This window comes from Arthrobacter sp. Soc17.1.1.1 (genome assembly GCF_036867195.1).
Lineage (GTDB): Bacteria > Actinomycetota > Actinomycetes > Actinomycetales > Micrococcaceae > Arthrobacter_D.
In genome coordinates this window covers 3,117,366-3,129,628 of sequence record NZ_JBAJII010000001.1, presented here as the reverse complement: position 1 = coordinate 3,129,628, position 12,263 = coordinate 3,117,366, and the positions used below count along the sequence as shown (strand labels likewise).

Sequence of the window (12,263 nt, the reverse complement as noted above, 5' to 3'; positions counted from 1 at the left end):
AGCACCGCATCATGCACGAGCTCACGACCGATGGGAAGGGCACAGTGAAGCAGGACGTCTCGCAGGACACGAGGGACAGGGCGGGCGCCGCGCGCGCCGGGTCCGACGTCGTCCTGCCCTCGCTCGGGTTCCTCGGCACCCTGCGGTGGGCGTGGACCCAGCTGACGAGCATGCGGACCGCACTGTTCCTGCTCCTGCTCCTCGCCGTCGCGGCCGTGCCCGGTTCGCTGTTCCCGCAGCGGCCCGCGAACCCCGCCGTCGTCACGCAGTACCTCCAGGACAACCCCGACACCGGGCCCGTGCTCGACTGGTTCCAGCTCTTCGACGTCTATTCGTCGGTCTGGTTCTCCGCGATCTACCTCCTGCTGTTCGTGTCGCTCATCGGCTGCGTGGTCCCGCGTGCCATCGCCCACTTCAGGGCCGTCCGGTCGAAGCCCCCGCGCACGCCCAAGCGGCTCTCGCGCCTGCCCGTCTACGGCACGCTCGAGGTGCCCGCTCTCCATGCCCGGGACACCGGGCTCACCCCCGCCGCCGCTGCCGGGCAGGCCGCCGCGCTCCTGAAGAAGCGCGGGTACCGGGTGGACGTGCGCGACGCGGGCACGGAGCGTCCGTCCGTCGGTGCCGAGCGCGGCCTCGCCAAGGAACTCGGCAACCTCGTGTTCCACACGTCCCTGATCGGTGTGCTGGTCTCCGTCGCCGTCGGCGGGCTCTTCGGCTACAACGGGCAGAAGGTCGTCGTCGAGGGTGAGAGCTTCGTCAACACGCTCATCGGCTACGACAGCTTCAACCCCGGCTCCAACTTCTCCGACGACCGGCTCACGCCGTACTCCCTCCGCCTCGACTCCTTCGACGTCCGCTTCGACCGCGAGCAGGAGAGCCACTACGGCCAGCCGCTCGACTTCACCGCCGCCGTCACCACGCAGGACGGCCCCGGCGAGGAGGAGGAGCAGCAGGTCCTCAAGGTCAACGCACCGCTCACCATCGGTGGCACGAACGTGTACCTCGTCGGCAACGGCTACGCGCCCGTCGTGACCGTGCGCGACGGCGAGGGCAACATCGCGTCGCAGGGTCCCGTCGTCTCGGTCCCGTCGGACGGCCTCTACACCTCCCTGTTCGTCCTCAAGGCGCCGGACGCCAAGCCGGACCAGCTCGGCTTCGTCGGCTTCTTCCTCCCCACGGCGTTCGTCGACGAGCAGGGCGTGTCCTTCTCGCGGGACCCGGACCCCTTCAATCCGCAGCTCAACCTCAACTCCTACTACGGGGACCTGGGGCTTGACGACGGCACCCCGGAGAACGTCTACGTCCTCGACACGGAGGACCTGACCGAGCTCAACAGCCGGAACAACGACGACGGCGGCATCGTGCTCGGCGTCGGTCAGACCTACGACCTGCCCGAGGGCAAGGGGTCGGTCACGTTCGACGGGCTCAAGCGCTACATCGCCCTGGACATCCACCACGACCCGGGCGAGGTGGGAGCCCTCGTGTTCTCGACGCTGGCCCTGCTCGGGCTCACGGCGTCCCTGTTCATCGGGCGTCGCAGGCTGTGGGTACGGACCGGGGAACACCCGGACGGACGCATCATGCTGGAATACGGACTGCTGGCCCGAGGCGAGGACCCCCGGCTCCTCGCCGAGGGGAGGGCTGTCGAGAAACTGCTGGCGGACCACTGGCTGGTCCCGTCCGCACCCGCGGGGGACCATAGGGAGCAGGAGGCCGCGCAGCCGGCAGCCGGCTCCGCGCACCACGACGCAAAGGACATCTGATGCCACAACCAGTCAATGCCGAGCTCGGGCAGGTCAGTGAGCTCTTCATGCTGCTGGCCTCCATCGCCTATGTGGTGGCCCTGGTCTTCTTCGTGCTCGACCTCGTGAAGTCGAGCTCGACCATCGGTGCGCTCGAGTCGCGCCTCGCCGGCGAGAAGGCTGTTCCGGCCCGCGCCCTCGCCGGGGTCGGCGTGCGCGGGGCAGGGTCCTCGACGGCGGACGTCCCCACCGCACCGGCGACGGCCGACGACTCCATGGACTACGGCTCCGGCCCCCGGCGCGGACGGGCCCGCGTGGCCGTCTCGCTCACCGTCCTGGCCGCGGTGATCCACGGCGCCGCCGTCATCACGCGTGGCGTCGCAGCGCACCGGGTGCCGTGGGGCAACATGTACGAGTTCTGCACCACGGGTGCGTTCCTCGTCGCGCTCATCTTCCTCGTCACGCTCACGCGCAAGGACCTCCGTTTCGTGGGCTCCTTCGTGGTGGGGCTCGTGGTCATCATGCTGTGCGCCGCGACCGTCGGCTTCCCGACGCCCGTCGCCCGCCTCATCCCGGCCCTGCAGAGCTACTGGCTGATCGTGCACGTCTCCATCGCGGTGGCGTCCTCGGCGCTCTTCACCATCACGTTCGCCATGTCGGTGCTGCAGCTCCTGCAGACCTCGCGCGAGGCCAAGCTCCTCGCCGGCAAGGCCGACACCGCCCGGTTCCTGCGCCTCGTGCCGTCAGCCCTGAGCCTGGAGAACCTGTCGTACCGCCTCAACGCCGTGGCGTTCGTCGGCTGGACCTTCACCCTGATGGCCGGCGCCATCTGGGCCGAGCAGGCCTGGGGCCGGTACTGGGGCTGGGACACCAAGGAGGTCTGGACGTTCGTGATCTGGACGGTCTACGCCGGCTACCTGCACGCCCGCGCGACACGCGGCTGGACGGGCACCCGAGCGGCGTGGCTGTCGATCGTCGGGTACCTCTGCATCGTCTTCAACTTCACGATCGTGAACATCTACTTCTCGGGACTGCACAGCTACTCCGGCGTCTGACCAGGCGCCCCGCACGAGAGCCCCGCAGCATCCGCTGCGGGGCTCTCGTGCGTCCGGGACGTGTGCTCATCGCGCACGGCGCCGGGCGGTCCGAGGGCCGGGAACGACGATGCCCACCGGGCTGTGCGGCTCGGTGGGCATGATCGTCCTGCTGGGCGGTGGTGCTGGGCGGTGGTGCTGGGCGGTGGTGCTGGGCGGTGCTGATCGGCGGGGGACTTCCCGTCAGGGGTGGTGGGCTCCCGCTGAGCCGGAGCCGGCGTCGTCGTTGCCCTCGCCGTCGTGCTTGTCGTCGCGGGCGGGGGAGTCCTTGTCGGTCCCGCGCTCCTTCGCGTCGCGTTCCTTCGCGTCGCGCTCCTTCTGCTCCTGCTCGCGTCGGCGCCTCTCCTCCTCGCGGGCCCGCTGCCAGCGCTGCGTCTCGAGGTTCTGCAGGAATGCGGGGTCGTCGTCCGGCGCGGTGGGCTGGCGCGGCGAGGGGCGTCGCGGCCCGGACGGACCCTGCTTGCGGGGGCGGCCGAACAGGAACCACATACCGGCGCCGATGATCGGCAGCAGGAGGATGGTGAGGAACCAGGCGGTCTTCGAGATGCTCCGCACTTCGTGTTTGCGGCTCATGACGCAATCGATCAGCGCGTAGATGACGACGGCGACCGCCAGGATCGCGGCGAAGAGGAGGAGGCGGGGCATGCGCCAATTGTAGGCGAGTAAACTTGGAGCGTGGCCTTCCTCAAATTCACAGCACTGCGCCTGCTCCTGATCATCGTCTTCTACGTGGCGTGCGTGCTGCTGGGCCTCGGTTTGTTCCTCTCCGCGGTGGTCGCCGCGGTCCTCGCCTGGTGCGTGACCTACCTCTTCGCACGGAACCTGCGCGACGCTGCCGCGGCCACGCTGCAGCGCCGGTTCACCCCCGGTGCCCCGCCCGTGCGGACGGCCGTCGAGGTCGACGACGCCGCCGCCGAGGATGCCCTGGACCCCAACACCCCGGTCAACGCGGACCGTAAACCGCGCGGCAACCCGGCCTGATCCGGACGCTGCGGCCCGATCAGGCGAGGGCGGTGGTGACCACGATCCCTGCGGCGAAGAGGACGCTGAACGCCAGGTTGATCAGGCCGGTCTGCTTCAGGACGGGGATGAGGCTCTTGCGCTTCTTGCCCTTGAGCATCAGCCAGCTCGGCATCAGGCAGGCCGGCACGAGCAGCAGGACGAGCAGCACCCACGGGTAGTCGTAGCTGAGGAAGAGCGGCAGCAGGACGGCGGCGGCGAGCATCATCACATAGCTGATCCGCGCGGGGGTGTCCCCGAGCCGCACCGCGAGGGTCCGCTTGCCCACCGCACTGTCCGTAGGGATGTCCCGCACGTTGTTGGCCATGAGCAGGGCCATCGCGATCAGGCCCGTGCTGACCGCACCGATCCACGCCGCCGCGCTCAGCCGGTCGGCCTGGGTGAAGGTGGTGCCCAGCGTGGCGACGAGGCCGAAGAACACGAAGACGAACAGGTCGCCCAGGCCCAGGTACCCGTACGGGTTCTTGCCTCCGGTGTAGCCCCACGCGGCGGCGACGCAGCCCACGCCCACGAGCAGCAGCACCCACGCCTGCGACAGCAGGATCAGCGCGAGACCCGCGAGGACGGCGAGGCCGAAGCAGGCGAACGCCGCGTTCCTCACCTGGTGGGGCCGGGCCACCCCGGACCCGGTGAGGCGCAGCGGACCCACGCGCTCGTCGTCCGTCCCGCGGATGCCGTCCGAGTAGTCGTTGGCGTAGTTCACGCCCACCTGCAGCAGGATCGAGACGATCGCCGCGAGCACCGCGTTGAGCGGCTTGAACGAGCCCAGGCCGAACGCGGCCGCGCTCCCGATGATCACGGGGGCGAAGGCCATGGGAAGGGTACGGGGGCGGGCTCCTTCAAGCCACTGTGCGGCAGTCGCCACGGGGAGGTCCTTGTCGTCGGGTCGAGCGGGGGAGCGGGGTGGGACGCCTAGGCGCGTTCGAGGAGCGTGGAGATGGCGCGGCGGTCGGGCTTGCCGCCCGGCAGCAGGGGCAGGGCGGCGAGGGAGACGATGGCCTTGGGGACGGCGTGCGCTCCCAGTTCGACGTGGACGGCCTGCTGGATGACCGCGGGATCGACGTCGCCGACCACCGCCGCGGCCACGGCCGTGCCCCATTCCTCACTGGAGATGCCGAGCACCAGGGCCTGCTCCACCCCGGCCAGTGCCTCGATGACGTCGGAGACCCTCGCCGCGGACACCTTCAGGCCGCCCGTGATGATGACGTCGTCGAGGCGCCCGTGCACGGTGACCGACCCGTCGCGTGCCACCTCGCCGGCGTCGTCGGTGACGAACCAGCGCTCACCGGAGTTGAAGACGAACTTCTCCGCGGTGAGGTCCGATGCGCCGAAGTAGCCGTCGGCCAGCACGGGCCCGCCGATCCGCAGGCGGCCGTCCACCGAGCGGAGTTCGACGCCGTCGAGCGGTGTGCCGTCGTAGACGCACCCGCCGCAGGTCTCGCTCATGCCGTACGTCTCGACGACCTTCAGGTCGTGGCTGCGGGCGAGGGAGCGCAGCGACGCACCGGCCGGAGCGCCGCCGAGGAGGATCCCGTCGAACCGGCGCAGGACGCGGAGGGTCTCCGGTGACGGGTCGGCCAGCAGCCGGTGGAGCTGTGTCGGAACCAGCGAGGTGAACCGGACGCGGTCGGTCAGTTCTCCCGCGGCAGTGGTGAAGGCCTCCGGTGTGAAGCCCGCGGTCGAGTCCATGACCCATGGCTGCGTACCGGCGAACAGGGACCGTACGAGCACCTGGAAGCCGGCGACGTAGTGCACGGGGAGCGTCAGCAGCCACTGCCCCTCGGCCTTGAGCGCGAAGGCGGTACCCATGGCGGACGCGGCCAGGGCGTCGACGCTGAGCATCGTCTGCTTCGGCACGCCCGTGGAACCGGACGTGCTGATCACCGCTGCGATCTCGTCGTTCGGCAGCGTGCCGTCGAAGGCCTGGTCCGGCCGCACATGGGGTGCGACCGCCGGTCCCTCGCCCGCGAGGGCAGCGGCGAGGGGTTTCAGCAACCCGAGGGGGTCGAAGCCCTCGGGGGTGTGGACGGGGAGGAGTTCCACGCCGCTCCTAGAAGTAGTAGGGGAACGGGGACCAGTCGGGGGCCCGCTTCTCGAGGAACGCCTCCTTGCCCTCCACCGCCTCGTCCGTCATGTACGCCATGCGGGTCGCCTCACCCGCGAAGACCTGCTGGCCCGCCAGACCGTCATCGGGGAGGTTGAAGGCGAACTTGAGCATGCGGATGGCCTGCGGGCTCTGGCGGGCGATGTCCGCGGCATATGCGAGCGCGGTCTCCTCGAGGGCCGCGTGGTCCACGGCCTCGTTCACCGCGCCCATCTCGACCATGTCCTGTGCGGAATACTCGCGCGCCAGGAAGAAGATCTCCCGCGCCTTCTTCTGGCCGATCTGCCGGGCCAGGAGGGCGGAGCCGTAGCCGGCGTCGAAGCTGCCCACGGTGGCGTCGGTCTGCTTGAACCGGCCGTGCTGCGCGGAGGCGATGGTCAGGTCCGCGACCACGTGGAGGCTGTGCCCACCTCCGGCCGCCCAGCCGTTGACCACGGCGATGACGACCTTCGGCATGGTGCGGATGAGCCGCTGGACCTCGAGGATGTGGAGCCGACCGGCACGCGCCGGGTCGATGGTCTCCGTCGTCTCGCCCCCGGCATACCGGTAGCCGTCGCGGCCACGGATGCGCTGGTCCCCGCCGGAGCAGAAGGAGTGGCCGCCGTCGCGGGGGCTCGGGCCGTTGCCGGTGAGCAGGACGGTGGCGACGTCGGGCGACATCCGGGCGTGGTCGAGCGCCCGGTAGAGCTCGTCCACGGTGCCCGGGCGGAACGCGTTGCGTACCTCGGGTCGGTCGAAGGCGATGCGCACGGTGGGGAGGTCGCGCACCACGGCGCCTGCGGCGTCGCGCTCCACCGCTCGGTGGTACGTCAGGTCCGTGAAGTCCTCGAACCCCGTCACGACCCGCCAGCGGGTGGGGTCGAAGATGTCGGATACCTTGGCGGGAAGCTCTGAAGTCACCCGTCGAGTCTAGCCGCGCGGCCGGGGACGGCGGCCCCGGCGCCCGCAGTCACGCGATGCAGAACTCGTTGCCCTCCGGGTCGAGCATGACGTACCACGTGTGGGGGCCCTGCGAGTGCCGCTCCACGTAGCGGGCGCCCCTCGCCTCGAGCCGTGCACGCTGTTCGTCCAGGTCCGCACCGGCGAGGTTGATGTCGACATGCATGCGGTTCTTCGCGGTCTTCGGTTCGGGGACCGGCTGGAAGAGCATGCGCTCGCGGCCCGGCCGCCCCACGTCGTCCGCACGGCAGATCGCCGTGCCGTCCTTCCAGACACGCCTGCCATGGCGTTCGATCACGTCCGACGGACGGGCATGGCCCTCGGCGATCATCCTGTCGAGGAACGCCTCGTCGGTGGGCTCCACCACCCAGTCGAGGGTCTCCGCCCACCAGTCCGCCTGGGCGTGGGGATCCTTGCAGTCGAGCGAGATCTGGAGGGAGAAGGGCATGGCCACAGGGTAGGGCCCGCGGCGTCGTTCCGGAAGATCCGGGAGGCGGTGTCCTGCGTCCGGGTCGTCCTGGTCGTCCTGCGCCGGAACCGGTGGACCTGCCCGCCCGGGACCACGGTCGACGTGTCGTCCGGGGTGTGATCCGGCCGCGCTTGCGGGCCCTGGCCCGCATGCGGAGACCATCACGGAGCGGGGTGTGATGCTGCTGCCTCCCCGACCGGACCTTCGGCACCCTCGGCACCCTCGGCACCCTCGGCACCGTCGGCTCCCTCGGGGCCGTTCCGCCGGAACCCCACGAACGTGAGGTAGATCCCGAGCGATGCCTCCCACGCGATCTCCGGGAGTGTGGCCAATCCGGACCAGACCGACGTCTGCCCGTAGGCACCGAAGAGCACGGCGATCCCGGATGCCGACATGAGCGGCCCTCCGATGAGGCCCAGCAGCGCCATCCGACGAGGCACGAGGCCCGACCGGTACAGGAGGAACCCGAGCAGCAGGCCGTTCCCGATCCCGACGACGAAGCCGGGGCCGAGGAGGAACGTCCAGTCATGCAGGGCGACGAGGGCACGGGCCACCGGCAGGTACGACTCGCTGTCCCCGCCGTCCCCCTGGGCCACGGACCGGCGGAGGGTGACGACGGTCAGCATGCCGAGCATCCCGACGACGATGAGGGCGCACTCCATGATCCGCGCGGCGACGTAGCCGAGGGCTGCCGCCTCGTGGTGGCGACGAAGCACGCGGAAGAGGACGATCGCCGTCCCGATGTTCGTGATGACCAGCACGATCTCGCACACGACGCCGAGGAGGATGCGCACATCCGCCCCCGGCCCTTCGACGTACCCGGGATCGGTGAGCGCCGGCGCGTAGAGTATGGCGCCCGCGATCGCCGAGACGAACGTGAGGAGGAAGAAGATCCCGGCTGTGCGCGCAGCCCTGGCGTCGGATGTCATGATGCTCCTGTCGGCCTGATGTGTACGGCGTACACTATCGGGACGACCGTAGGTGTATCACGTACACTTTGTCAACGGATCAGTCGGTACCCGGGAAGGAGCATCCATGGCCCAGCAGGAGGCGCCCGGGCGGCGCCGGCTCAGTCGGCCGGCTGTGCTGCGCGCGGGCATCGAGCTCGCGGACGACGTGGGGATCGACGGTTTCACCATGCGCACGCTCGCCCAGGGCCTCGGGGTGGTCCCGATGGCGCTCTACAAACACGTCGCGAACAAGCAGGACCTGCTCGACGGGATGGTGGACATCATCTGGGGCGAGGTGACCGAGCCGGCCGCGGAACGGGGCTGGAAGCGGGCCATGCGCGAGCGCGCCGTCTCACTGCGGGCCGCGCTCACCCGGCACCGCTGGGCCATCGGCCTGATGGAGGCCCACGGCCCTCCGGGGCCCGAGAGCCTGCGGCAGCACAACGCGATGATGGGGTGCCTGCGCGAGAGCGGTTTCTCCTTCCGGGCCACCGTCCACGTCACCTCCGCCCTGGACGCCTACGTGTACGGCTTCGCCCTGCAGCAGAAGACCCTGTCGTTCGAGACGCCGGAGGAGTCCGCCGAGGCGGCTGCCGCGACACGGGAGGGGCAGCCCCCCGAGGTCGCGGCGCTGTACCCCTACCTGATGGAGGTGGTCGTGGAACTGGCACGGTCCGGCTACGACTACGACGAGGAGTTCGTCGTCGGGCTGGAGGTACTCCTGGACGGGATCGACGCACTGCGGACGTCGTGGCGCTCGGTCTGAGGCCGGATGGATACGGCGGTGGGCCCGGTGCCCGCGGTCAGGCGATGCAGGACGCGCCGCCCCCGGGTCGAGCATCACGTGCCGCATCCGGGGACCCTGTGAGTGCCGCCCGCGGCCGGTCACCGGGGTGCCGGCGTTGGAGTCGGTCGAGGTCCACGGTGCGGCGCACTGCCGGGTAGTACCCGTCCCGGTAGCCCTCGGCGGTGGGGTGGAGGTTGTCGCTCGCACCGGCACGGAGGGTGATCCACGGTGAGGGGGAGCCGAGGCCGTGGCCGTCGAAGGCCGGCACGAGGTCGACGAACACGAAGCCGGCGGCCTCGGCGCGCTCCCGGATCACGGTGTTGAGCCCGTCCGTGCCGGTGTTGAACGCCTCCTGCGAGGCCAGGGGGATGACCTCGTCCCCGAACGCCGGGGAGAAGAGGTGCGGGTATCCGGTGACGAGGACCGTGGCGGCCGGCGCCGCGACGCGGATGTCTGCGTACAGGGCGTCCAGGGCTCCTGCCAGCGCGGGAAGCGACGTCGTGTTCCGCGCGGCGATCACCTCCGAGCAGATCGCCGGAGGCTGCGAGGCGCACACCGCTGCCACCTCACCGAAGCCCGCGTCGTTCCCGCCGGCCGAGATGCTCACCAGATCGGTGCCGGTGGACAGGGCGCCGTCGGCGACGGTCTGCGCGACCTGCTCCGGCAGGTCGCGACGATCGCCGGCAGCACCGGGGTCCGTGATGACCCTCGCACCGGCGCACGTGCCATCCGCGATCAGGTCCACCTGCTCCCCGCCGTCCAGCAGGCCGGGCAGGCCGAGCGGGGACCGGCCGCAGCCGTCGGTGTAGGACCCGGCCCCGAATCCGGAGGCGTAGGAGTCGCCGAGCGCGACGTAGGAGAGCGCGTCCCGCGGTGCTGCAGCGGGGCCGGCGGAACCGCCGAGCACCGGGGTCGCGGCGAGGGCGACGACGGCGAGGAGGGCGGCGCGGGACCCGGACGGCCAGAGCCTGCTCATCCCTCCACGGTACCGGCCGGGATGGGCCTGTCGAGCAGCAGGTTGGTGATGCGGAGGGTGCAGAGGCGCTGCCCCGCCTCGTTGGTGAGCAGCACCTCGTGGGTGGTCAGGGTGCGCCCCAGGTGGATGGGCGTCGCCGTGATGGTCACCGTGCCCTCACGGGCGCCCCTGTGGTGTGTGGCGGAGACATCCACTCCGACGGCGGTCTTCCCGAGCGTCGAGGCGTGGATCACTGCCGCCCACGAACCGACCGCCTCGCCGACGGCCAGGGAGGCGCCGCCGTGGAGGAGGCCGAAGGACTGCCGGTTGCCGGCCACCGGCATGGTGGCCACGACGCGCTCGACGGACTGCTCCAGGATCCGGACGCCCATCTTCTCGTCGAGCTCCCCGAGAACGATGGTCCAGGGGGAGAGGGATTCATGTGTCATCGGGACCGGTGCTCCTGGCTCGGGGAAGAGGGCATTCGCCACTCTAGCGGCGCGCCGGACGGGGCGAGGTGGGCATGCTCGGATAACGATCCGATCACGCGACGCCCGCGGGAGGGGCTCTGACCTGCGACGACGCTGACTTCACGGAGAACATGATGCCCGTGGAAGCGCTCCCACTTGACAGTGCCGTGCGTCACAGTCAGGATGGTCCGACAGCGTGAGAGCGCTCCCACCGGATTTGATCTCCCGGTCGGATTCCGGTCTCCGTCTGCAGTATCCACTCGCACCGGCGGTGGGTCCCGGGTGCTCCCGGGACCTGCCGCCGCCACCCCAGTCCTGGACCAGGCCCGATCGACGGGCCCAGGCCCACGTCCCGCCCGGACGCCGAGCCCCGGGAAGAACCACCCTGAACCCGCTGCACCAGGCGGTGGGATCCAACCCTGACAAAGGAGTCATCCGTGCACAGCAGAGCACGTATCACCGCACTGTCCGCCACGGCGGCATGCCTCGCCCTGGCCCTCACCGCCTGCGGATCCGGCGGTTCGGACAACGCCGGCGTCGAAGGCGAGACCGGCACCGAGGACGTCACCCTGTCCGTCGGTACGTTCAACGAATTCGGCTACGAAGAGCTCTTCACCGAATACGAGGAGCTCAACCCCAACGTCACCATCGAGCACAAGAAGGCCGCGACCTCGAACGAGGCCCGCGACAACCTCACCACGAGGCTCGCCGCCGGCTCCGGCCTGTCGGACATCGAGGGCATCGAGGTCGACTGGCTGCCCGAGCTGCTCGAGTACCCCGACCAGTTCGCCGACCTCAGCGACCCCGCCGTGGAGGGCCGCTGGCTCGACTGGAAGACCGCTGCCGCCACCACCGAGGACGGTCAGCTGATCGGCTACGGTACCGACGCCGGACCCCAGGGCGTCTGCTACCGCGCCGACCTGTTCGAGAAGGCCGGTCTCCCCAGCGACCGCGAATCCGTCGCGGAGATGCTCGACGGCTCCTGGCAGGACTACTTCGACGCCGGCAAGAAGTTCGTCGCCGCGAGCGGCGGCACCGCCTGGTTCGACTCCGCCGGAGCCACCTACCAGGGCATGATCAACCAGGTCCAGAACGCGTACGAGGACAACGACGGCACGCTCATCGCCACCGAGAACCCCGACGTCAAGGACATCTACGAGCAGGTCCTGCAGGCCTCCGTCACCGACGGCCTCTCCGCGCACCTCACGCAGTGGGAGGACGACTGGGTGGCCAGCTTCCAGTCCGACGCGTTCGCGACGAAGCTCTGCCCCGGCTGGATGCTCGGCGTCATCGAGGGCAACGCCGAGGGCGTCGAGGGCTGGGACATCGCCGATGTCTTCCCCGGCGGCGGCGGGAACTGGGGCGGGTCCTACCTGACCGTCCCCACCCAGGGCGCCAACCAGGCCGAGGCCAAGAAGCTCGCCGAGTGGCTCACCGCCCCGGAACAGCAGGTCAAGGCGTTCGAGTCCAAGGGCACCTTCCCCAGCCAGGTCGAAGCGCTGGAGAGCGATGCACTCCTGGGCCAGACCAACGCGTTCTTCAACGACGCCCCGACCGGTGAGATCCTCGCCAACCGGGCCACCGCCGTCGAGGTCACGCCGTTCAAGGGCCCCAAGTACTTCGCCGTCAACGACGCCATGCAGCAGGCACTGACCCGTGTCGACGTCGACAAGACCGACGACCCCGCCTCCTCCTGGGAAAAGTTCGTCACCGCTGTAGGCGCTCTGTAGCCC

Annotated in this window: 13 protein-coding genes; 5 read left to right on the top strand and 8 right to left on the bottom strand. The window is 70.3% G+C overall.

What is annotated here, in order from left to right; all coding sequences use genetic code 11:
* Nucleotides 1-11: 11 nt before the first annotated feature.
* Complete coding sequence (resB, locus tag V6S67_RS14455; protein WP_334210889.1) at nucleotides 12-1,763, top strand: cytochrome c biogenesis protein ResB; 1,752 nt, start codon at nucleotides 12-14, stop codon at nucleotides 1,761-1,763.
* Nucleotides 1,763-2,797 carry a c-type cytochrome biogenesis protein CcsB gene (gene ccsB, locus V6S67_RS14450; protein ID WP_334210888.1) on the top strand — a complete coding sequence of 345 codons (1,035 nt, stop codon included), beginning with the start codon at nucleotides 1,763-1,765 and terminating at the stop codon, nucleotides 2,795-2,797. The genes resB and ccsB overlap by 1 nt, the downstream gene beginning before the upstream one ends.
* A gap of 222 nt (nucleotides 2,798-3,019) precedes the next feature.
* Here the strand turns inward: ccsB and V6S67_RS14445 are convergent, their stop codons facing one another.
* Nucleotides 3,020-3,481, bottom strand: a complete 462-nt coding sequence (locus V6S67_RS14445) for a PLD nuclease N-terminal domain-containing protein (protein ID WP_334210887.1) — start codon at nucleotides 3,479-3,481, stop codon at nucleotides 3,020-3,022.
* 30 nt (nucleotides 3,482-3,511) lie between these two features.
* Between V6S67_RS14445 and V6S67_RS14440 the strand changes: the two genes are divergently transcribed.
* Complete coding sequence (locus tag V6S67_RS14440) at nucleotides 3,512-3,817, top strand: DUF4229 domain-containing protein (RefSeq protein ID WP_334210886.1); 306 nt, start codon at nucleotides 3,512-3,514, stop codon at nucleotides 3,815-3,817.
* A gap of 19 nt (nucleotides 3,818-3,836) precedes the next feature.
* Here V6S67_RS14440 and V6S67_RS14435 read toward each other — a convergent pair whose 3' ends face one another.
* From V6S67_RS14435 to V6S67_RS14415, 5 genes are all read right to left on the bottom strand, one after another.
* Nucleotides 3,837-4,721: a 1,4-dihydroxy-2-naphthoate polyprenyltransferase gene (locus V6S67_RS14435; protein ID WP_334210885.1), complete on the bottom strand. Its 885-nt coding sequence runs from the start codon at nucleotides 4,719-4,721 to the stop codon at nucleotides 3,837-3,839.
* Nucleotides 4,722-4,768: 47 nt separating this feature from the next.
* The gene (locus V6S67_RS14430) at nucleotides 4,769-5,899 is read right to left on the bottom strand and encodes an AMP-binding protein (protein WP_334210884.1); all 1,131 of its coding nucleotides are present in this window, start codon (nucleotides 5,897-5,899) and stop codon (nucleotides 4,769-4,771) included.
* A gap of 7 nt (nucleotides 5,900-5,906) precedes the next feature.
* Complete coding sequence (locus tag V6S67_RS14425) at nucleotides 5,907-6,860, bottom strand: 1,4-dihydroxy-2-naphthoyl-CoA synthase (RefSeq protein WP_334210883.1); 954 nt, start codon at nucleotides 6,858-6,860, stop codon at nucleotides 5,907-5,909.
* Between the two features lie 49 nt (nucleotides 6,861-6,909).
* Nucleotides 6,910-7,347, bottom strand: coding sequence for a VOC family protein (locus V6S67_RS14420; protein WP_334210882.1), 438 nt, complete (start codon nucleotides 7,345-7,347; stop codon nucleotides 6,910-6,912).
* A 182-nt stretch (nucleotides 7,348-7,529) separates the two neighbouring features.
* The gene (locus V6S67_RS14415) at nucleotides 7,530-8,297 is read right to left on the bottom strand and encodes a DUF4386 domain-containing protein (protein ID WP_334210881.1); all 768 of its coding nucleotides are present in this window, start codon (nucleotides 8,295-8,297) and stop codon (nucleotides 7,530-7,532) included.
* Between the two features lie 106 nt (nucleotides 8,298-8,403).
* Here V6S67_RS14415 and V6S67_RS14410 point away from each other — a divergent pair, with 106 nt between their 5' ends.
* Nucleotides 8,404-9,084 carry a TetR/AcrR family transcriptional regulator C-terminal domain-containing protein gene (locus V6S67_RS14410; protein ID WP_334210880.1) on the top strand — a complete coding sequence of 227 codons (681 nt, stop codon included), beginning with the start codon at nucleotides 8,404-8,406 and terminating at the stop codon, nucleotides 9,082-9,084.
* Nucleotides 9,085-9,121: 37 nt separating this feature from the next.
* Here the strand turns inward: V6S67_RS14410 and V6S67_RS14405 are convergent, their stop codons facing one another.
* Complete coding sequence (locus tag V6S67_RS14405) at nucleotides 9,122-10,081, bottom strand: SGNH/GDSL hydrolase family protein (RefSeq protein WP_334210879.1); 960 nt, start codon at nucleotides 10,079-10,081, stop codon at nucleotides 9,122-9,124.
* A complete protein-coding gene (locus V6S67_RS14400) occupies nucleotides 10,078-10,509 on the bottom strand; it encodes a PaaI family thioesterase (protein WP_334210878.1) in 432 nt (143 codons plus the stop codon). The genes V6S67_RS14405 and V6S67_RS14400 overlap by 4 nt, the downstream gene beginning before the upstream one ends.
* Before the next feature lie 458 nt (nucleotides 10,510-10,967).
* Between V6S67_RS14400 and V6S67_RS14395 the strand changes: the two genes are divergently transcribed.
* A complete protein-coding gene (locus tag V6S67_RS14395; RefSeq protein ID WP_334210877.1) occupies nucleotides 10,968-12,260 on the top strand; it encodes an ABC transporter substrate-binding protein in 1,293 nt (430 codons plus the stop codon).
* Nucleotides 12,261-12,263 lie beyond the last annotated feature (3 nt).

Excerpts from the sequence above, each read along its gene's own strand:
- V6S67_RS14400 (WP_334210878.1), bottom strand. The coding sequence starts at position 10,509 with ATGACACATGAATCCCTCTCCCCCTGGACCATCGTTCTCGGGGAGCTC.
- resB (WP_334210889.1), top strand. The coding sequence starts at position 12 with ATGCACGAGCTCACGACCGATGGGAAGGGCACAGTGAAGCAGGACGTC.
- V6S67_RS14445 (WP_334210887.1), bottom strand. The coding sequence starts at position 3,481 with ATGCCCCGCCTCCTCCTCTTCGCCGCGATCCTGGCGGTCGCCGTCGTC.
- V6S67_RS14405 (WP_334210879.1), bottom strand. The coding sequence starts at position 10,081 with ATGAGCAGGCTCTGGCCGTCCGGGTCCCGCGCCGCCCTCCTCGCCGTC.
- V6S67_RS14410 (WP_334210880.1), top strand. The coding sequence starts at position 8,404 with ATGGCCCAGCAGGAGGCGCCCGGGCGGCGCCGGCTCAGTCGGCCGGCT.
- ccsB (WP_334210888.1), top strand. The coding sequence starts at position 1,763 with ATGCCACAACCAGTCAATGCCGAGCTCGGGCAGGTCAGTGAGCTCTTC.
- V6S67_RS14420 (WP_334210882.1), bottom strand. The coding sequence starts at position 7,347 with ATGCCCTTCTCCCTCCAGATCTCGCTCGACTGCAAGGATCCCCACGCC.
- V6S67_RS14415 (WP_334210881.1), bottom strand. The coding sequence starts at position 8,297 with ATGACATCCGACGCCAGGGCTGCGCGCACAGCCGGGATCTTCTTCCTC.